This is a genomic window from Arthrobacter sp. H35-D1 (genome assembly GCF_030063185.1).
Lineage (GTDB): Bacteria > Actinomycetota > Actinomycetes > Actinomycetales > Micrococcaceae > Specibacter.
Map to the genome: position 1 here is coordinate 509767 of NZ_JASISP010000001.1, position 20225 is coordinate 529991.

A 20225-nucleotide genomic window follows, 5' to 3' on the forward strand; every position below is an offset into this window, starting at 1 on the left:
GGGATTGCGTGGGGAGTGATTCAAAGAAAAGCTGCCCGGCCCCCGTGAAAGGGACCGGGCAGCTTTTCTAGTTGGAGCCTTAGTTGCGGCGGTCCAGCGTGCCAATGACGGCACCGCTGGTGTCGGTGACGGTCAGGACGTCCCCGGAAACGCTGCCGCCGGTGGCCCGGGACAGCCACGAGTCTGTATCGGCACACTTCATCTGGGTGCCGCCGAGCTGCGGGAACGTGAGTTCCCCCTCCACCATGAGCCACTGCCCGGACAGCCGGTTGCATCCGTCGCTGCCTGTGAGGAAGCCGGCCTGGTTGGCGTCCTGTTCCTGGCCCAAGGCCAACTCCAAATAGGGTTGCTTGTCCGTGTTGTATCCCTCGCCCCATGTGCCCACAGGGCCAGTTGCGGCTCCGCAGGAAGAAATGGACAAAGCAAGGAGAAGGCCGCCGGCAAGGGCTGCAATGCGTTTCATGGTGAGGGTGGCTCCGATCGCGCTGGTGTAGACGTGCGTTTCCCTTATGTTATTGCATGGGCGGGGATTCCAACCCTTCGCGTCGGCGGGGCGCCGTGGCGATCGCCGAGGCGACGAGGTCCTAGTGCGCCCCGACACCCGCAGCAGCTGGGACAGGGGCCGTTAGGACCCCGTCGCGCATGGTGGCCACGGCGTCGGTGAGGGGGACGAATTCCGTGTCGTGGGTGACCATGACGGTGGCAACGTTGAACTCGTCGCAAACTTCGCGCAGCAAACGCACGATCGAGCCGCTGCGGTCGTGGTCGAGCGCGGCCGTTGGCTCGTCGACCAACAAAACCTTGGGCTGGGCCATCAGTGCCCGGGCAATGTTGACGCGCTGGCGCTGTCCCCCGGACAGCTGGTGGGGACGCTTGCCGGCTGAATCGGCAAGACCCACCAACTCCAGCAACTCGGCGGCCCTGGTGGAAGCATCTCGCAACGACTTCCCGCGCAGGTGGTCGGTGATCAAGAGCTGCTCGGTAGCCGTCAGGGATGCCAACAGGTTGGGCTGTTGAAAAATGATGCCCACCTTGTCACGGCGCAGCGTTGCGAGTTCCTTCTCGGACAGTGCAGTGGCGTCGACGCCGTCGATCATCACCAGTCCGGAGGTGGGCTTGACCAGGGTCGCGGCCACCGCCAAAAGGCTTGACTTTCCCGACCCTGAGGGACCAACCAGGGAAACAAACTGTCCCGGGTGGACCGAAAGATTCACGGCGTCCAATGCCGTCATCACACCCTCGCCGTCAGGGTATTGCAGCGTCACGTTGATCAAGTTCAGTGCAGTCATGGTTGATTCCTTAGCAATTTTGGGAGCGGGAAGGGTGTGGGAAACAGAAGGGAGGGCGTGGGTGGGGCCCCGCAAATTCGGATCAGGTGGTTGGGCCCACGCCTGCGAGGGGCCCCGGCGAGAGCTTGCGAGCGTAGGGAGGGCGTGGGGACTAATTCCCGCCCAGGGCGATCATGGCGTCGACGCGTGTGACTTTTCGAACGGCCAGCGCTGCACCGGCCAAACCAAGGAGGAAGATTCCGGCGACGGGCAGAATCGTGGTTGCCGGCGTGAGCAGGAAGGGGGCTGCTTGTGCGGCGACGAGACCGCCGGCCACACCGACCAGTCCGCCGAGGCCCGCCCCTGCCAGCAGCACGAGGGCGGCTTGGGTCAGGGCGTCGCGAAGGAGGTAGCTGCCGGAGGCGCCCAGGGCCTTGAGCACGGCGATGTCGCGAGTTCGCTGGACGGTCCAGACGGTCAGGAATGCGACGATCACCAGGGCGGAAATTCCGTAAAGGAAGGCCTGCATCATCAGCAATGAACCGTTTTCGCTCTTGTATCCGCCCAGGCCCTGGAACGAGCCGCTGCGTGTGGTGCTGACCGTGCCGGCGGCTGCGTTGGCCTGCCCGGTGTCCACCGAGGCGCCGTTGTCGAAGGTCACGGCGAGCACTGTTGCCAGCTGGTCCGGGTCGCTGAGGTGGGCCGTCTTTTTCCATGTGGGAAGGGTTGTCCACACCACGGAGCTGTGTGAATACCACTGGTCGGGCACCACTGCGCCGACGCTCAGCTCGGTCCCGGCAATCGTTACGGCATCGCCGGTGGAAACGGAAAGTTCCTTGGCGATGCTTTCACCAATGACAACAGTTGAATCACTGATGTCCGACGGCGCGATCCCGGCCCCTGTCCCCGACTCGCCGACAGCCGACTCGCCGACGCCAAAGACTGCCACGTTGGCGATGCCCTTGCTGTCGCCGGCGGCCTGGAAACGGCTTTGGCTAATGCCCAGCGGCACGGCCGAGGCCACGCCAGGTTCGCCAGCCCACGTGTCGAGTTGTTTCCGGGTGACCTGGCTTTCAGTGAAGGAGACCTTGGCGTCGTTTGCGGCCGGGGCACCGAAGACCATTTGGCTCACGGGAGCCTCGGAGGCCCCGCCGAGCTGAGCCACTGCCGAGGTGGACTGGTTGCCCAGCCCGGCCGTCAACCCCGACAGCAGCACAAGCAGCAGGCTGATCAAGGCCACAACGGAGCCCATGAGGGCAAACCGTCCTTTGGCAAAGCGGATGTCTCGGATCGCGAGGAACATGTGCAGCTACTTTCATGAGCCGGAACGGGTTGTGTTCCGGGTGGACGAACAAGTAATTCCACGATCCCGTGAATCGGTGTTGAATCCATCGCGGGGTTGGTTGATCCGACTGCCGCGAAAGGGTTGAACCGTCACTCAACCATTTGGTTGATCCGCCCGGGGGTCGCCACCGCATAAGCTGGTGGCATGTCTGCCGTGGATGCCTCGCCCGTGACGAGTGGCACGATCCTTCGATTCCTGCGCGTCACCTTGCATGTCGGCTTTGCGGGGCTGCTGGCAGTAGGGGTTCTGCGCCTTCTGCTGGAACCGGAGGGGCGGGGCGGACGCTATTTTTTTATTGTCTTGTCCATCCTGTTGGCGGTGGTCTACCTGCTGGGCACCGTGGCGGAGAACCGCTATTCAGCCGGAGCCTTGGAAAAGAATCCGCGTCGATTCGCGATGCTTTGGCTGGCCCTGATCACGCTCATGTGGGCTGTCCTCATGCTGGGCTCAGTTGATTTTTCTTGGCTGGTTTTCCCGTTGTTCTTTTTGCATTTGCACCTGCTTCCGCGCTGGGCCGGTCCTGTCATGGTGGTGCTCATGACGGCGGGAGTGATCGCTGCGCAGTGGGCATCCTCGGGTGCCAGCGTCCCTCCACTGCCTGTCATTGTGGGACCTGTTTTTGGTGCAGCCTTCGCAGTGGTGACGTCAAAGGCCTACCGGCTGCTGTACCAGGAAAGCGAAATTCAGCGTCAAGCCGCCGACGAATTGCGCCGCACCCGAGCGGAATTGGCTGCCACGCAGCATGAATCGGGGGTGCTGGCCGAGCGAGCAAGGCTGGCGCGGGAAATCCACGACACCTTGGCCCAGGGCTTTTCCTCCATCATCCTGGTGTCCCGGGCTGTCTTGCGCAGCCTGGATTCCAGGGATGTGGAATCAGCCCGAGAGAGTCTCGACATGATTGAGGCGACGGCTGCGGAGAATTTGGCCGAGGCCCGGAATTTTGTACGGGGGCTTTCCACCCCGGCCCTTTCCGAGGCCTCCCTCGTGGAGAGCTTGTCCCGGCTGTGTGCCAGGACCCAGGGTGAGGCCGGCGCGCGTGGCGGCTCATTGCGGTGCAGTTTCCGGCTCGATGGGGAGCCCGCCGACTTGCCGCAGCCCTACAAGGTGACGCTGCTGCGTGCTGCCCAGGCGAGCCTGGCCAATGTCTGGTTGCACGCCAAGGCGGAGTCCGCCGTCGTCAGTCTGGCGTTTTTGGGCAGCGAGGTGACCCTTGACGTGTTCGACGACGGACGCGGCTTTGAGCCTGAAAAACTCACCGACACGTTGGCGGGGAGGGTGGACGGGAGCGGCTTTGGCCTGCGGTCGCTGCAGGAGCGGGTGCTGGCCCAGGGCGGGACGCTGACCATCGAGTCGGCCCCGGGTGAAGGGACAGTGGTGGCCATCCGGCTGCCGCTGGAGCTGGGTTCCAGTGCAGTGCAAGGGGAGAAGGCATGAACGAAATTCGGATTCTATTGGTGGATGACCACCCGGTGGTGCGGGCAGGACTGCGCGCCATGCTTACTGAATTTGAGGGTTTTACGGTGGTGGCCGAGGCGCCTGAGGGTGGTTCCGCGATCAAGGAGGTGCAGCGTTTGCACGCCCTGGGCGAGCCGGCGGACCTGGTGCTCATGGACTTGCAAATGGGTGCAGGCATGGACGGGGTGAGCGCCACCAAGGCCATCAAGGAGTTGCCGGACGCCCCGCCGGTGCTTATCTTGACGACGTATGACACGGATGCCGACATCCTGGCAGCGGTTGAAGCCGGTGCCAGCGGCTATATGCTCAAGGACGCGCCCCCGGAGCAGATCCGTGCAGCAGTGCAGTCGGCGGCCGCCGGGCAGACGGCCTTGGCACCCGAGGTGGCTGCCCGCCTCATGGGCCGGATCCGGAATCCGGCTCCGGTGCTCTCAGCCCGCGAAGTTGAACTCGTGGAGCTGCTGGCCACCGGAATGGGGAACAAGGCGATCGCCAAGCAGCTGTTTATCTCCGAAGCAACGGTTAAAACACACCTTGTGCACATTTATGACAAGTTGGGCGTTGACAACAGAACTGCCGCCATTTCGGTGGCTGTGGCACGCAGGATCATCCGCAGCGCGGGTTAGCTGAAACAGGTTGCGTCATGGGGGTGCAGCCGAGGCTTTCATCCCCTACACTGTGATATGGATAACATCTGTTGGGTATGGTGCGAAGCCCGGTGCGGTTTTGAAACTTTGTGTTCATTTGAAAAAATGACATGAAATTTCGGGAAAATGTCGTAGGCTCGTCAGTACCGCGTGCAAGGAAGCAGGGGGATAGTTCGGTGACGGTTTCACGAGGTAAATCACGGCCCTACCAGTTGAGCATGGCGGTGGTCTGCACGGTGCTCGCCTCAGGGGGGTTTGTTGCAGCCGGATATGCCGACACATCCATGGCCGACGCCGCGGCGCTCAGTTTTCAGGAAAGCGTACGGGTTTCCACCGCTGGAGCAGAGGCTCCGCCAGTCGGATTCGAGGCCTTTGCCGCCCAGGGAGTCGGGGTGAAGCTGTCCTTCGCCAATACCTTGATCCAAGCCAGGAAGCCGGCAGCAAAACAAATTATTGATCTGACGGACACTCTTGATCTGACAGACCCCAATGGCAACACGCCCCACCTTGCCCGCTCCGTGAATGCAATGCGGGGATCCGTCCCGGAACTCTCCGCGGAGCTTATCTCCCAAGTGCGCAAAGACATTCTCTCCGCCGCCTATCAGGGCCTGGGTCACCCTTATGTTTGGGGTGGCACCAGCTTTGAACACGGATGGGACTGTTCCGGCTTTGTCCAGTGGGCGTATGCCCAGGCTGGTGTTGGCCTGCCGCGCACCGAGCAGTGGATGCCGATGGTTGAAACCGCGAATCCCCAGCCGGGGGACATCGTGGTCCAGAACCCCGACGGCCCCAACCACTGGTCGCACATAGGCATCTACATAGGCAATGGGAAGATGATCAGCGCCTTGAACCCGTCTGTGGGCACGTTCATCCATGCCCCGGGTGACGTCAGCTCCTCGTCCACGTATTTCACCATGCCGGGCTTTGCCTCAGCCGATGCAAAGGCGAAGGACAAGGCAGCCAAGGACAAGGCGGCGAAGGACAAGCCCAGCCTCCAGCCTGCTGGCAACATCTCGCCGAGCTCGAAGCCCGGTACCAAGCCCGCGACGACGAAACCTGGAACAACAAAACCCGGAACCACCAATCCCGGAACCACGAAGCCAGCCACAAAGCCCACGCCGGTAAAGCCGGGAACGACGACGCCTGGTACGACCCCGGCGACGACGCCCGGAACCACGCAGCCAAGTACGCCAACGGTTAGTCCCACACCTTCCGTCACGCCCACGGCTAGTCCAACATCTTCAGTTGCGCCAACACCCAAGCCCACGCCTTCTGTGACGCCAACGGCTGAACCTGGCACGACGGCGCCCGGAACGACGCCGCGCGCCACGCCAGCGTCTGGGACCACACCACCCGCGGCGAAGTCAGCCGAGACGACTGTGCCGGGTGACTGAAGTCCTGCTGGGGTGACGCACCTTAGGCGGTAGGCAAGCACTTCCTTCTTCACTCCCGGGCCGCCCCTGCACTTAAGGGCGGGCCCTTCGGGTACGCGGGACGGGTTGGGTCCCCAGGATTGCCAAGACAATGCTTCTGCGCGCGCTTCACTGGAAGCGCCGACCAGGTTGGTGTGCTTCGCGAAATACTTCTGCTGCACCGGGCTGGATCGAATTACTGGCCCCACCCCATGCCCGCAGTCGCTTCCCCGCATCCGGTTGTTCCTGTGGCAATTGCGGTACGCCGATGTGATGGCGAACATAACCGAACGGCGGCGTCGAAATGTGCTGCAGAATCGATTCCAATTTGTGCCCAAATGGCTAGTGTTATGGATCACATAATCATCTATGATGGAGCCACGTCACTTTTGCGGGTGATTGGTAATGATCGTTTGATTAGAGATCCAGTCATGAAACATCGTCAATGCTTGAAAGCGAGTTTGAATGTCGTTGCAACACGTAAAGGAACCGGCAAGGTCGCCGGCAAAACCCCCGAACAGGCAAAGGTTGGGCAAACGTGCCACGGCAGTTGCCGTCGCCGGGCTGCTTGCGGTGGGTACGCTGCCTGCGCTGGCATTGTCCCAAGCCGCAGTGGCCGATCCCGGAACACCCATTTCAGCCTCCAATATCAAACCGGAAATTGCTGTGGACGCCGACGGCACCACGCTGGGCGCCATCAGTTCCTACAGCCAGGAAGGCAATGTGGTCACCTTGGTTCCGGCCACGGGAGCCATTCGGGCAACTTTCCTTGATGACGGGAACTTCCGGTTGGAAGCCACCCCAACGGGAGAATTCAAGGACCCGGCGAACACGCCGGCGTCACCGGCGGATGTGCAACGCTCCGCGAACATTGTGGTGGGCGAAGACGACTTTCAGGCAGGCGCGGTCACTGTGACCGAGGCAGGCGCTGTCGTCACGATGGCCACGGCCAAGGTCAAGCTCGAGGTCAACAAGTCCTCGGGAGCCTTTACGCTGAAGCGCGCCGACGGTTCCGTCGTGTGGCAGGAGTCCCAGGCACTGACCTTTGGCGCCAACACCACAACCCAGCACCTGACGCCCCTTGACGGCGAGGAGTTCCTCGGCGGCGGCATGCAGAACGGCCGAGTGGTGCACACCGGCTCGACGATCAATATTTCCAACAACTACAACTGGGCCGATGGTGGGCACCCCAATGCTGTTCCCTACTACATGACAAGTGCCGGTTACGGTGTCATGCGGAATACTTTCGCACCCGGTTCCTATACCTTTACAGCCGATGAAACCACCACCCACAAAGAAAAGCGCTTTGACGCCTACTACTTTGTTGGAGACTACAAGGAGAACTTGGACGGCTACACGAAGCTGACAGGACGTCCGAACCTGCCTCCCGTGTACGGCTTGGAGTATGGCGACGCGGATTGCTACAACCGCTCCAACCCTGATTACTCCTCCTCCGGCTACACCAGCCCGTCAACACCCAAGGACGTCACTTTCGACGCGGTGACCACCGCCAAGGAATTCAAGGCGCATGACATGCCTGCGGGCTGGATGATCATCAACGACGGTTACGGTTGCGAGTACACCCCGGACCCTGTCGGTTATGACAAAGACGCCCCCTATGATCCCGACAATCCGGACAAGGGCCTCGGTGGGACAGTCAAGGCAATCAAGGCCGAGGCGAACCTCAAGACCGGCCTGTGGACCCAGCGCTCCCTGACCAACCAGGCAACGGAGGTCGGCGAGGACGGCATTGCCATGCGCAAGCTTGATGTTGCGTGGGTCGGAGAAGGCTACCGCCTGGCCCTCACAGGATGTGAATCTGCCAAGTCCGGCATCGAAGACTACTCAACCGGCCGCGCCAACACGCTGATGGTCGAAGGTTGGGCCGGTTCCCAGCGCTGCGGCGTGCAATGGACGGGCGACCACTCCGGAAACCTGGACCAGGCCCGCTGGGGAGTGCCTGCGCTGGCCGGTGCCACGAACTCGGGCCAAGCGTTCACCACGTCCGACGTGGACGGAATCTTTGGCGGCAGCACCGAAAGCTACGTCCGCGACTTGCAGTGGAAGGCTTTTGCCCCGGAACTGTACTCCATGAGCGGCTGGGCCCCCACGGACAAGCGGCCCTGGCTCTACGGCGATACTGCCACCGAGATCAACCGCAAGTACCTGCAGATGCGCCAGGAACTTATGCCTTACATCTACTCGTTGGCTGTTGACGCCCACAACACAGGCGTGGGCATGATGCGCAGCATGCCCTTGGAGTTCCCCGCGGACGAGCTTTCCTACACCAAGGAAGCAGAGACGCAGTTCATGCTCGGCTCCGACTACTTGGTGGCACCGGTTTCCACGAACAGCGACGTGCGCAACGGTATTGTCCTGCCAACAGGCAGCCAGTGGGTGGACTACTGGACGGGCACCATCTACCAGGGCGGCCAAGTCATCAACGGCTACGAAGCCCCGCTGGAAACGCTGCCCATGTTTGTCCGTGCCGGTTCAGTGGTTCCGCAGGGAGAACTTGCCCGCAACGCATCCTTGATCCCGGAAGACTCGGCAATCACCGTGGACGTGTACCCCTCCGGCAACTCGTCCTTCACCATGAACGAGGACGACAAAGTCACCCGGGAATACAAGAACGGCCAGTCAAGCACCCAGGAATTCAACGTCACAGCCCCTGCCAAGAACGGCGGCGACGTCGCAGTCACCATTGGCAAGCGCGACGGCGACTACGCCGGCAAGGCTGCCACCCGCCCGTACAAGCTGGAAGTCCACAGCGGATCACAGCCCACGGCCGTGACCGTGGGTGCCACCGAGCTGACGAAGCTTGCCGATGCTGAAGCGTTCAAGTCAGCCTCGACCGGTTGGTACTACGACGGCACTGATGCAGGTGGCACGGTACACGTGAAGGCAGGCGAAATCGCTTCCTCCGCGACGGCAACAGTGACCTTGAAGGGCGCCTCCGCCGTTGGCGGAACCGACTCCGACGCAAAAGCGGCAGAAGTTGCCGTGAGCCTGGAAGACAGGGTGTTCCAAGGCCAGAAGACCACAGCCTCGGCTTCCTTCAGCAACACCGGCAGCAACGCCAAGACCGACGTTGTCATCTCCCCCGAGCTCCCCGACGGCTGGACCGTCAGCAACGATCAGGGCGCAACAGTCGCTTCGGTGGCAGCAGGCGCCACGATCCAGGCCACCTTTGACCTTGTCCCAGGAGCCGGCGCAGCTGCCGGCATTCAAACCATCGGAGCAAAGGCAAGCTACAAGGACTCCAAGAACGCCGGCCAGGAAGTCTCCGGGGCGAACCAGATGTACGTTGCCTACGGTTCTTTGGCCGGGGCATTCAACAACATCTCCGTCACAACGGCCGACGGTGCCTTTGCCGACAAGCTCGGTAATTTTGACGGCGGCAAGGCTTCCTTCAGCAGTGAGCAAATGAAGAAGGCCCCGGTCCCGGCCGGCGGCGTCACCCCCGGGTCAACTGTGAGCGTTGATGCCGGTCTGCCCACGGAGATCAACTACACCTGGCCCGAGGTTGGCCCGGACAAGAAGAACGCGGTTGTCTTGAACGGGCAAACCATTGCCCTGTCAGGACAGGGTACGGATTTGGCCGTCCTTGGATCGTCGAATAGCGGACAAGGGGCATCCCCGGAGTTCACCATCACCTACACCGACGGCACCGTGCAGAAGCAGTCCGTCTACTTCCCCAACTGGCTCCCGCAAGGGGACGTCCAGGGTGCCAAGGTTGCCATCAAGTCCATGGGGCGCAACAACCAAAACACGGAAGTCAACCCTGAATACACCGACTACGGCTACCAGATCTACTCGGGCACTTTGCGGCTGCTTCCCGCCAAGCAGCTGGCGTCGGTGACACTTCCGGTCGTCGACTCGGTCAAGCTCTTCGACTGGCAGGTAGTGGATTTCCCGCTGCCGGATGCGCCCAGCGCCGACGCCTTTGTCTCAGACCTGGATTGGGTCTCGGCGAGCAACGGCTACGGCGTCATTGGCAAGGACGTGGCGAACAAGGATGCTGCGGATTCCCCCGACGTACCGTTGACTGTCGTTGACAAGACAGGTGCTGACCCGGTTACCCGCGAATATGACAAGGGGTTGGGCGTTCATGCACCTTCCAATGTCAGCTACTACACGGGCGGGCAGTGCAGCCGCTTCACCAGCGACATCGGCTTGGAAGGCGACTTTGCCGGCAAGATCATCTTCACCGTTGTTGGCGACGGCAAGCAGCTTTACCAGAGCCGGACGTTTGTCTCCGGCTTCGCCCCTGAAGAAGTGGATGTCGACCTGAGCGGCGTTTCCTATCTGGAGCTGCATGTGGACCCGATCTCGGAAGGTGCCATCGGTGGTGCCCACGGTGTTTGGGGCAATGCCAAGGTCTCCTGCGAGGCGGATGCTCCGGCTGATGAGGCCGACCCCGTCACCACGGCAACCATCGACCCGACAGCTCCGGCTGATTCGGGCTGGTACACCACGGCTCCGAGCGTGTCCTTGAGCGCCACCGACAACGTCGGTGTTGCCAAGACCCAGTACAAGATCGGTGCCGGCCCCTGGACGGAGTACACCGAAGCGGTCACCCTCCCTGAAGGAGAGAACGGCTTCACGTACCGCTCCAGCGACGACGCGGGCAACATCGAAGAAGACAAGTCCACGGCCGAGTTCAAGGTGGATACGCAGGTGCCCACCGTTTCAGCGGTTGTTGATGCTGATGCGCGCACCATTGCGGTGGAAGCTGCTGATTCGGGTTCCGGTGTTGCCACGGTGGAGTATTCCACTGATGGTGGAACCACGTGGCAGGCCTATACTGCTGCGATCGAGGCGGGGGACGACGGGGTGTCAGTTGCCTACCGTGCCACGGACAAGGCTGGTCTGATTGCGGCCTCAACGGTTGATGCCGTTATTGCTCCGGTGGAGACTACGGAGCCTGCTGTTCCGGGCTTGTCGGCGCCGGCTTCGGTGGTTGTTGGTGCTGAGTTCACCGTTGACGTCAAGGATCTGGTGGTGGGTGAGTCCTATGAGCTGTGGATTCATTCGGATCCGGTCAAGCTGGCAACAGTGAAGGCAGGCGTGGATGGCACGGCCTCAGTGAAGGCCACCATTCCGGCAGCATTTGCCGCCGGTGCGCATGAGCTGACATTGGAGCGTGAAGGCAGTGTTGTGGCCAGGACGGCGATTGTGGTCACGGCTGCAACGGTCGATCCGCCCGTCACCGAAACACCCGACCCGACCGAGACGCCCAAGCCGACGGAAACGGCCAAACCGAGCGACCCGGCCAAGCCGAGTGACTCGGCCGGCAACAACGGCAACAACGGAAGCAATAACAGCGGCGGCAACAATGCTGGCAGCAACAACGCTGACGGCAACAATGCCGACCAGAACGGCGACCTGGCCAGCACCGGTGCCAAGGTCCTGCTTCCGGCAGGGATCGCCTTGCTGCTGGTGCTGGGAGGTGGCGTGGCGCTGGTCGTCACCCGCCGGCGTCGTGCATAGGAAAGCAGTGTAAACAAGGCCATGAAAACGAGGGCCCCTTCCTTGAGCAGCGGAAGGGGCCCTCGTCGGTCCAGAGGGGGCTGTGCAGTAGGCGAAAGCAACCGCCATGCCATGCACCAAGTCCCGCCACACCTGGGATCGGCGAGGCTCTTGAACATGCCGAAAATTGTATGTTTAGGCGCGGGCAGGTAATACACCGGAGGGATGGCCCCGGCCCAGCAGCGCACAGCCCTGTTGACGTTGGCAAAGAACCTGCGGTTGACATGGTCGCCCTCAAAACCGGCAGGCGCACCCAAAAAACGATGGTGGAGATTCCCGGCGTGAACAACACAACCAAGGCGACAAAAGAAGCCAGGGCCGTGAAGAAGCCGGGCAGGATGTAGGCCAGGTCAGCTCCGGCCTGCCTCTATGTGACACGTCGGAAATTGGACCAGGAGTATGCGGGACGGACAATTTCGGAAGTGAACATGCTTCAACCCTTGCCGCCGAGGGGTGCTGGAACCATCATTCCAGCAGGCCGGCTCCAGGTGGGGTTTTCCCCATCCTGCCCCGGGTGCTGGGGCAAAGCCAGCGGTGCGGTGCGTGGCGGGTGCCAAGGATGGGAGAATTGCTGTGTGGGACATATTGACGTTGCAAACATTGACTACTTTCTCTCCGACGGCCGGCAGTTGCTGAATGGGGTGAACTTCCGCGTCTCCGACGGCACCAAAACGGCCCTGATCGGCCCCAACGGGACCGGCAAGACCACCCTGCTGCGCATCATCTGCCAGGACATCAAGGCTGACGAAGGCGCCGTGTCCCGTTCAGGGAGCATGGGCGTCATGCGCCAGTTCGTGGGCCAGGTCCGCGATGAAAGCAGCGTTCGCGACCTACTGCTCTCCGTCGCCTCGGCGAACATCGCCACGGCGGGCAAGGCTGTGGACGACGCCGAACTGGCCATGGTGGAGCGAGACGACGAACCCAGCCAAATGGCCTACGCCCAAGCCATTGCCGACTGGGGCGACGTGGGCGGCTACGAGATGGAAACCACCTGGGACGAGGTGACCATGGCAGCCATGGGCCTGGATTTCTACACTGCCCAGTACCGCAAGGCAGCCTCCCTCAGTGGGGGCGAGCAAAAGCGTTTGGTCCTTGAGGCCCTGTTTGCCGGTCCCGACGAGGTGCTGCTGCTCGATGAGCCGGACAACTACCTTGACGTGCCGGGAAAGCGCTGGCTTGAAGCCAAGATGGCCGAGTCGAACAAATCTGTGCTGTTTGTCAGCCACGACCGCGAGTTGCTGGCCAACGCCGCGGACAGAATCGTCACTCTTGAACCGGGCATCAACGGTGCCTCGAGCTGGACGCACGGTGGCGGCTTCGAGTCCTATGTAAAGGCCCGCGAGGACCGCAATGCCCGTTTCGAGGAGCTGCGGAAGCGCTGGGACGAGGAGCACGTCAAGCTCAAGGAACTCGTCAACATGTACAAGAACAAGGCGGCGTTCCGCTCCGACATGGCCAACCGGTACCAAGCGGCCCAGTCGAGACTGGCGCAATTTTTGGAACAAGGCCCACCGGAGGCCCTGCCCATCGAGCAGAATGTCAAAATGCGTTTGAAGGGCGGCCGCACTGCGAAGCGGGCAGTCATCGCCACCAAACTTGAGTTGACGGGGCTGATGAAACCCTTCAGCACCGAGGTGTGGTTTGGTGACAGGGTTGGGGTCCTGGGTTCCAACGGCTCCGGAAAGTCACACTTCCTGCGCCTCTTGGCGGCAGGCGGCTCGGACCCGGACAAGGAACACGAGCCGGTGTCAGACGTCCAAATCGCCCCTGTGCCGCACGAGGGATCAGTGAAACTTGGTGCCCGCATCCGCCCGGGCTTCTTTGCCCAGACCCACGCCCGGCCGGACCTGTTGACCCGGACTTTGCTTGATATTCTGCACCGCGGCGACGAGCACCGTTCCGGGCTGGGCCGTGAAGCTGCCGCCGGTGCTTTGGACCGCTACGGCCTGGCGTCCAGCTCGGAACAAAAATATGATTCCCTCTCAGGCGGACAGCAGGCGCGGTTCCAGATTCTGCTGCTGGAACTTTCCGGAGCCACGCTGCTGCTGCTGGACGAGCCGACCGACAACCTGGACCTGCACTCGGCCGAGGCGCTGGAAAAGGCCATTGATTCCTTCGAAGGAACCGTCCTGGCCGTGACCCATGACCGTTGGTTTGCCCGCTCCTTTGACCGCTTCCTGGTCTTTGGCTCCGATGGCAAGGTCTACGAATCCGACGAGCCAGTGTGGGATGAAAAGCGGGTCGAGCGTGCCCGGTAGCCGTTTGGGCACGGGCCGTTTCGGCACCGTCTTTTTAAGCACGGGCCGCGGCCCCGTCTACCTCGCGAACCCGGCCACTCGGCAGTTCGCTACCTGAGGGTGGTCCTGCCTTTGACCTTCGCAATGACGGCCAGGACGGCCACGGTCACGGCAATCAGGACCAGGGTGTTGGCGGACGCGTCGAACAAGGCGCCACGGTCCGTCAGCGTGAAGATCGTCACCGGCAAGGTGCGCCAACTGGCCGGGTACACCATGACGGTGGCTCCCAACTCGCCCATGCACAAGGCCAAGGCCAGGCCCGTCGCCGCCACGATGGCCGGCAGCAGCAGGGGCAGGCGGATGGTGAGCAGAACCCGAAGCCGCGAGGCCCCCAAACTTGCCGCGGCCAAGGGGATCAGCGGATCTGCGCCACGCGCGGCGGCCGACACCGTGCTGTAGGAAAACGCCAGAACCAGCAGCGTTTGTGCCAAAATCACGATGCTGACAGTGCCGTTGAGCAACAGCGGCGGCTTGCTAAATGCCGTCAGCAACCCCAGGCCGACGACGACGGAGGGCACTGCCGCCGGAAGGTGAAACACGGCGTCGCTCACCTTGGAAACGGTAGAGCTCGCTGGCGCGGACGCCGCGCACAAGGCCGCCCACGTGCCCAGGAAAACTGCCAAAAGGCTGGCAAAAAGTGCCGTTTGCAGGCTGACAATCAAGGCCGAAAGGTTGTCCGCAGCCAGGGCTCCGCCCAAGTGGCCGAGGGTGGGGTTGGAAGGCAGGACACCGTTCCAGCTCCCGGCAAAGGCTGCCATGAACGTGACCAACAACGGGGCGCCCACCAACAGCAGCAAGGCCACGGCCAGAAAGCCCCAGACGGTGAGCCGGGTGGATTTAGCGTGCAGCAGCATGGTGGGCTCCGGAAAGTTTCTTGGTGATCCAGCGGTAGAGGCAATATACGCACAGCGACAGGGCCACCTGAAGGCAGGCGATGACGGCGGCTGAGGGGATGTCAAAGGTGACGATGCTGCGCGTGTAGATCAGCATGGGCAGTGTCATGACGTTTTTGGCGCCGGTGAAAAGGATGATGCCAAACTCGTTCATGGTCAGCAGGAATGTCAGCCCGGTGGCCGCAGCCAACGCCGGCACGGCGGCGGGCAGGATGACTGTGCGGACAATCGCCCAGGGACTGCTGCCCAGGCTTCCGGCGACATCGATGAGTTCGCGCGGAACCTGGGAAAAGACGGCCAACAAGGGCCGGACCACGAACGGCGTGTAAAACGCGATCTCCGCCAGCACCACGCCCGGGACGTCATTGACAAAGTTCAGCGGCGGCACGCCGGGGGCCACCGACTCCATGACCGAGTTCACCACGCCCGTGCGTCCGTACAGGATGCTAAAAGCCAACGGGATCAAAAAGGAGGGGAATGAGACCACGGTTTCGATGAGCCGGGTGATGAACCCTGCACCACGAAATGGCACGAAGGAGAGCGCCAAGGCAATGAAGGTGCCTAGGACCAGTGCGCCCAGGGTCGAGATGGCCGCGATTTTGACCGTGCTGACGATGGCCGTCTGCACGGCGGAGGAGGCGAGCTCGTAGCGCCAGTTTTCCAGCCCCACTGGCGCCCCGGACTTGTCCAGGAAGGACTGCGCACCGATCTGCACCAGCGGGTAGACAAAGAACGCAGCTACGAAAAGCAAGGGAACGGCCAGCCACAACCAGGCCCGCCAAGCGGCGGCAGCCCGCACGGGGGGTGACGGGGCCGGCTTGTCAAGAACTGCGGCGCTCACGGCGTATCTCCGGCCGGAACCAACACAACATGCGCCGGATCGGCGCTGAGGACCACCAAGTCCCCCGGCGTCGGAACTGGCGACAGTGCCGGCACATCCACGGTGACACGTTCGGCAATCCCGATCAGGTCCACCTGGAGACGGTGCCCGGCCCCACGCCATTGCACAGACTCCACCCGGCCGGGCAAGCTGTTCACAGTGGACGCGGATATTTCCGGGGAACCGGGAAGCACTTGCCACGCATGAGGGCGTACCGCCACCTTGGCCCTGTCACCGGGAAACAGCGCAAACGGCGCCACAGCCCGCATCCGGTGCGCCCCCACCATGACGGAGGCGAGGGTGCCCGCCCCGGACACGACAGTGGTGGACACCGCCGGCAGCAACGAGGCTCCGCCCAGGAACTTTGCCGTAAACGCACTGGCGGGCCGGTCGTACAGTTGCGCTGCCGTGCCGATCTCTTCGAGCCGCGCGTTGCGCATGACGGCAATCCTGTCGGCCAGCGTCAGCGCCTCGGACTGGTCGTGCGTGACGTAAACCATGGCGATCTCAGGTAGTTCCACGCGCAGCGCCTGAAGTTCAATGAGCATCTCGGCGCGCAGTGAAGCATCCAGCGCGGACAACGGTTCATCCAGTAACAAAACCCGCGGCTTGATAGCCAGTGCCCTGGCAATGGCCACCCGCTGCTGCTGCCCGCCGGAGAGCTGGCGCGGCAACTTGTGGGCGTGGTCTTCCATGCCCACCATCTCCAACATCAACTTCACCCGGGCAGCGATCTGGGCCTTGGGCAGCTTGCGCGCCTTGAGCCCATACGCCACGTTGGCGTCAATGCGCATATGGGGGAACAAGGCGTACGACTGCACCACCACCCCGATGCCGCGTTGCGCTGGCGAGGTGCCGGTGACGTCTTCGCCGTCGAGCAGGATCCGCCCGCCGGAGGGTTGCTCAAAGCCGGCGATGGCTTTCAGCGCAGTGGACTTCCCCGAACCGGAAGGGCCCAGCAGCGCCACCGTTTCTCCGCATGCCACAACCAAATCCAGCCCGGCCAAAGCCGTGGTGGTGCCGTACGTGACCGAGACGTTGCGCAGTTCCACCGCGTTCGGCGGGTGATCAGGCACGACGCCGGACCCTTGTGTTGGGCGCAAAGGTGCAGCGTGGGTGCGGCGGGGCTTCTTCTTGGTGGACAACATGGTGCTCCTGGTTGGAGGTTGTGGGGGAACATTTACCGAAAAAGGCGGCGGAGCCGGTGTTTCCATAGCCCGCGTCAAGGAAGTCCGCAAGGCCGCCCGCGGCCGACGGGCCGGATAGCGGGCGAGGGAATGCCGGTCCGCCGCCAGAGGTGGGACCAGCCAGGGCGGCTGAATCAGCTACTTACTGGCCGGTGGCGGTGTTGTACGCCTTGAGATCGGCGTCCAGATTGCTCAGGACGTGGTCCCAGACGGGTTGCCAGATGGTGACCCCGTCCATGGTCTTCTTCAAGGCCGTGTAGTTCTCATCGGTGGGGGTGACATCGGAACGGACCGGCAAGCCCAGGGCGGAGCTGGAAATGGTTTCCTGGACCGGCTTGGAGAGCAGGTAGCTCATCAACTTCGTGGCGTTGTCCTGGTGGGGCGCGTTGGCTGCCAGCCCCATGACATAGGGCAGGGCCAGCGTGACGCGGGACCCGTCGTCGTTCTTGGGGAAGAACACCTCAAAGCCGGACTTGTCGGCCTTGATGGACTGCAACGCCATCTGCACATCGCTGTTGGCAACACTGAGTTCACCCTTGGAAACCTTTGGGCCCAGCTTGCCGGTGGAGGCGCTGGGGCCAACGTTGTTCTTTTGCAAGTCCTTGAGGTAGCTCAGGGCCCCGTCCTTGCCCTTGAGGTGTTGGAGCAGGAGCAGCACAGCAGTGCCGTCGCCAGCCTGGCCGGGGGTGGAGTACTGGATCTTGCCCTGGTATTTCGCATCCAGCAGCTCCGCCCAGGTGTCGGGCTTGTCCGGGGCCGAGGTGTTGCGGATCATGGCCGCGTAGTTGTTGACGACGGAGACGTACATGCCGTCCTTGGACTGCGCCTCGGCGGGGATGCCGGAAACGTCCGCTGCGTTCTTTTGCAGGAGCCCATTCTTTTGCGCCTGCTGGATGAACGGGGGAAGGGTGATGATCAGATCGGCCTGCGGGTTCGACTTTTCCTTCTCGGCGCGGGACACCACTTCACCGGAGCCTGCCTCGATGACGTTGACCTTGATACCGGTGTCCTTGGTGAAGCCGGCAAAGGTGGTGCCGTACCAATCGGCCAGGCCGTCGGCACTGTAGACGGTGATCTGCTGTTCGGCACCGTTGTTATCGGCCGAGGTGGCGGTGCCGCCGCAACCGGTCATCAAGATGGCGCCGGCCGTGGTGGCGGCGAGGAGGGAGGCGAGACGGAAGGGCTTTTTCATGGCGGTTTCCTTAGGAGATTTTCGAGAGTACGGGAGCATTTTCAAGCTGGTCAAACGTTTTGCGGGCCAAACCAAAGGAGATGGTCATCCCAATTCCGGACGTCACCGACACTGCCGAGACATTGGCCTGGACATCTTTGATGAGGAAGTTTTGGTGCGGGCTTGAGGCGTACACGCCCTGCCAGCGCTGCAGGACCTGAAGGTCTCCGGTCCCTAACAGTTGCGCAGCGGCGCGAAGGAGCGTGTCTTGGGTGTCCTCGGACAGGAACGGGTCCACGGTGCTCTCGGTGTGGTGGCTGTCACCAATGATCAACGTGCCGTCGGGGCGCTGGGTCAGCATGAGGTTCGCGTCGATGGCCAGCAGCTCCGGGCTCTTGGCCGCCAGTTCCTGCTTTAGCTCTGCGGCAGCGGCCGTTTCTGCGAAGGCCGGGTAGCGCAGCATCGAGGTGCCGGTGAGAACGGCGGGCGTGATCCGCAGCGACGCCGGCGGGCGGACCAAGGCCATCTGCAAAGCGCAGCGGTTGACCGCAAAGGACTCGGCCAGCTCCGGGTGGACGTAGTCAAGGTCATGCCCCACACACACGATCACCCGGGAGGCACGGAAGCTGCCGCGGGAGGTGCGGACCGTGCTGCGCTGCGCGCCGTCGTCGTCCGTGCCGAAGTAGGAGGTTTGCCACGAGAAGGTGACCTGTGGCGAGCGGGCCAGCCAGTTGGCCAACTTTGCGACCGCCTCCCGGGGATCAACTCGGATGTCGTCACGGAGCAACGCACCGGCCATGATCGCCGCGTCGCCAAGGCCCCCAAGCTGATCATGCGCAGCAGCGGCAGTGATCAGTTGCACCTGATCGGCACCGCGGCTTGCGCAGAGTTCCTCCAGCACCGCAACTTCCTGGCTGTTGCGGGCCACGGCCAAGCCGCCGGAGGCCAAGGAGGAAAAGCCTGCCAGCTTGCTGTGACGCAACCAGCCTTCGCGGGCCACGGTGGCCAACTCGAGCAGTTCCCCGGATTGTGCGGTGACACAGCAGTGCCCAAAGTTGCGGATGGAAGCGCCAACGGCCCGGGCGTCCCGATCGATAATGCGTACGCTCAGCCCGCGTGCCACGGCTTCGGCTGCATGGGCCAGACCGATGATTCCGGCACCCACAATCAGCACGTCAGTGTCGTGGAAAGGTGAAATTGATTCGCTCATGGCAATGACTGTGCCGTGGTGGGCACGGACAATTCAAGCCAAAACAGTAGATGTATAGACAAGTTCCAAGACGGTTCATTTAGCGCCCCGTCTGTTTACCTGTTGTTCAGTTATCTTCCCGAAATCTGGCGGGTTTCACGGCCATTGCGCTTGTATACTCAACTCATGAAACTGGCCTTGCATGAACAACTCCGAGACGAACTTCGGCACAGGATCGACGCCGGCCTGTGGCCTGAAGGCATCCCTGTGCCTTCGGAAGCGGAGTTGTGCCGCGAGTTTGGCGCCTCGCGCGGCCCCGTCCGCCAGGCGCTGGCGGCGCTGCGTTCCGAGGGCCTGATTGCTGGTGGACGGGGCAAGCCCCCAGTGGTTCGTCCGGCGGTGGTCTCCCAGTCGGTGGAGACGTTCATGTCTTTTACCGACTGGGCGGAGACGATGGGCAAGATACCGGGCCAAAAAACGGTGGAGATCGCCAAGCGGGCTGCGGGCCCAATCGTCGGCGAGCAGTTGGGCATGGGGAGTGAAGATCCCGTGGTGGCACTTTTAAGGTTGCGATTGTTGGATGGCGAACCCGCCATGGTGGAGCGCTCCCACTTTGTGCCCAAAGCCGGAGCGCCGCTCTTTGACTTTGACACCGATTCCGGATCGACGTTCCGCTACCTTTTGGGAGCCGGCGTTGACCTGCACAGTGCCCGGCACATTATTGATGCCGTTGCCGCCGACGCCCCGGATGCGGCCTTGTTGGGGATCGCTGCAGGGGCGCCCCTGCTGCGTGAACGCCGCGTGACGTTCTCCCGCAACGGCGACCCTTTGGAATATGCCGATGACAGGTACCGGCCAGAGCTTGCCAATTTCATGATCAGCAACACCTTGCATGGAAGGGCTCCCGTGGCCCGTGTCCAAAGCACCACAACGTCTTAAGGAAAAGAAC

General features: G+C 62.5%; 14 protein-coding genes. 6 read left to right on the forward strand and 8 right to left on the reverse strand.

The features are described from left to right. Positions 1-79 precede the first annotated feature (79 nt). The 3 genes from QMG25_RS02350 to QMG25_RS02360 form a co-directional block, all read right to left on the reverse strand. Positions 80-463, reverse strand: coding sequence for an META domain-containing protein (locus tag QMG25_RS02350; RefSeq protein WP_283456935.1), 384 nt, complete (start codon positions 461-463; stop codon positions 80-82). 121 nt (positions 464-584) lie between these two features. Next, positions 585-1289 (reverse strand): ABC transporter ATP-binding protein, encoded by a 705-nt coding sequence (locus QMG25_RS02355; protein ID WP_283456937.1) that lies wholly within the window; start codon positions 1287-1289, stop codon positions 585-587. 151 nt (positions 1290-1440) lie between these two features. After that, positions 1441-2571 carry an ABC transporter permease gene (locus tag QMG25_RS02360; RefSeq protein WP_283456938.1) on the reverse strand — a complete coding sequence of 377 codons (1131 nt, stop codon included), beginning with the start codon at positions 2569-2571 and terminating at the stop codon, positions 1441-1443. A 186-nt stretch (positions 2572-2757) separates the two neighbouring features. On the opposite strand from QMG25_RS02360, the gene QMG25_RS02365 reads away from it, so the two are divergent. From QMG25_RS02365 to QMG25_RS02385, 5 genes are all read left to right on the forward strand, one after another. Continuing rightward, on the forward strand, positions 2758-4047 hold the full coding sequence (locus QMG25_RS02365) for a sensor histidine kinase (protein WP_283456940.1): 1290 nt from the start codon (positions 2758-2760) through the stop codon (positions 4045-4047). Then, the gene (locus tag QMG25_RS02370; protein ID WP_283456942.1) at positions 4044-4694 is read left to right on the forward strand and encodes a response regulator; all 651 of its coding nucleotides are present in this window, start codon (positions 4044-4046) and stop codon (positions 4692-4694) included. The genes QMG25_RS02365 and QMG25_RS02370 overlap by 4 nt, the downstream gene beginning before the upstream one ends. A gap of 197 nt (positions 4695-4891) precedes the next feature. Continuing rightward, positions 4892-6109: a C40 family peptidase gene (locus QMG25_RS02375; RefSeq protein ID WP_283456944.1), complete on the forward strand. Its 1218-nt coding sequence runs from the start codon at positions 4892-4894 to the stop codon at positions 6107-6109. Between the two features lie 546 nt (positions 6110-6655). Continuing rightward, positions 6656-11620, forward strand: coding sequence for an NPCBM/NEW2 domain-containing protein (locus tag QMG25_RS02380; RefSeq protein ID WP_283456945.1), 4965 nt, complete (start codon positions 6656-6658; stop codon positions 11618-11620). A 614-nt stretch (positions 11621-12234) separates the two neighbouring features. Then, positions 12235-13917 (forward strand): ABC-F family ATP-binding cassette domain-containing protein, encoded by a 1683-nt coding sequence (locus QMG25_RS02385; RefSeq protein ID WP_283456947.1) that lies wholly within the window; start codon positions 12235-12237, stop codon positions 13915-13917. Between the two features lie 89 nt (positions 13918-14006). On the opposite strand, the gene QMG25_RS02390 is transcribed toward QMG25_RS02385, so the two are convergent. From QMG25_RS02390 to QMG25_RS02410, 5 genes are all read right to left on the reverse strand, one after another. Continuing rightward, positions 14007-14810: an ABC transporter permease gene (locus QMG25_RS02390; RefSeq protein WP_283456949.1), complete on the reverse strand. Its 804-nt coding sequence runs from the start codon at positions 14808-14810 to the stop codon at positions 14007-14009. Continuing rightward, entirely contained in the window at positions 14794-15690 is an 897-nt protein-coding gene (locus QMG25_RS02395; protein ID WP_283456951.1) for a 2-aminoethylphosphonate ABC transporter permease subunit, read from the reverse strand. The genes QMG25_RS02390 and QMG25_RS02395 overlap by 17 nt, the downstream gene beginning before the upstream one ends. Continuing rightward, positions 15687-16877 (reverse strand): ABC transporter ATP-binding protein, encoded by a 1191-nt coding sequence (locus QMG25_RS02400; RefSeq protein ID WP_283456952.1) that lies wholly within the window; start codon positions 16875-16877, stop codon positions 15687-15689. Before QMG25_RS02400 ends, QMG25_RS02395 begins: the two co-directional genes overlap by 4 nt. 181 nt (positions 16878-17058) lie before the next feature. After that, positions 17059-18108, reverse strand: a complete 1050-nt coding sequence (locus QMG25_RS02405; protein WP_283456954.1) for a 2-aminoethylphosphonate ABC transporter substrate-binding protein — start codon at positions 18106-18108, stop codon at positions 17059-17061. Positions 18109-18118: 10 nt separating this feature from the next. After that, positions 18119-19297, reverse strand: coding sequence for a TIGR03364 family FAD-dependent oxidoreductase (locus tag QMG25_RS02410; protein ID WP_283456956.1), 1179 nt, complete (start codon positions 19295-19297; stop codon positions 18119-18121). Between the two features lie 165 nt (positions 19298-19462). On the opposite strand from QMG25_RS02410, the gene QMG25_RS02415 reads away from it, so the two are divergent. Beyond that, the gene (locus QMG25_RS02415; protein WP_283456959.1) at positions 19463-20215 is read left to right on the forward strand and encodes a GntR family transcriptional regulator; all 753 of its coding nucleotides are present in this window, start codon (positions 19463-19465) and stop codon (positions 20213-20215) included. Positions 20216-20225 lie beyond the last annotated feature (10 nt).

Bases quoted from the DNA above. Each gene is read 5' to 3' on its own strand.
- QMG25_RS02350 (WP_283456935.1), bottom strand. From the start codon at position 463: ATGAAACGCATTGCAGCCCTTGCCGGCGGCCTTCTCCTTGCTTTGTCC.
- QMG25_RS02355 (WP_283456937.1), bottom strand. From the start codon at position 1,289: ATGACTGCACTGAACTTGATCAACGTGACGCTGCAATACCCTGACGGC.
- QMG25_RS02360 (WP_283456938.1), bottom strand. From the start codon at position 2,571: ATGTTCCTCGCGATCCGAGACATCCGCTTTGCCAAAGGACGGTTTGCC.
- QMG25_RS02365 (WP_283456940.1), top strand. From the start codon at position 2,758: ATGTCTGCCGTGGATGCCTCGCCCGTGACGAGTGGCACGATCCTTCGA.
- QMG25_RS02370 (WP_283456942.1), top strand. From the start codon at position 4,044: ATGAACGAAATTCGGATTCTATTGGTGGATGACCACCCGGTGGTGCGG.
- QMG25_RS02390 (WP_283456949.1), bottom strand. From the start codon at position 14,810: ATGCTGCTGCACGCTAAATCCACCCGGCTCACCGTCTGGGGCTTTCTG.
- QMG25_RS02400 (WP_283456952.1), bottom strand. From the start codon at position 16,877: ATGTTGTCCACCAAGAAGAAGCCCCGCCGCACCCACGCTGCACCTTTG.
- QMG25_RS02405 (WP_283456954.1), bottom strand. From the start codon at position 18,108: ATGAAAAAGCCCTTCCGTCTCGCCTCCCTCCTCGCCGCCACCACGGCC.
- QMG25_RS02410 (WP_283456956.1), bottom strand. From the start codon at position 19,297: ATGAGCGAATCAATTTCACCTTTCCACGACACTGACGTGCTGATTGTG.
- QMG25_RS02415 (WP_283456959.1), top strand. From the start codon at position 19,463: ATGAAACTGGCCTTGCATGAACAACTCCGAGACGAACTTCGGCACAGG.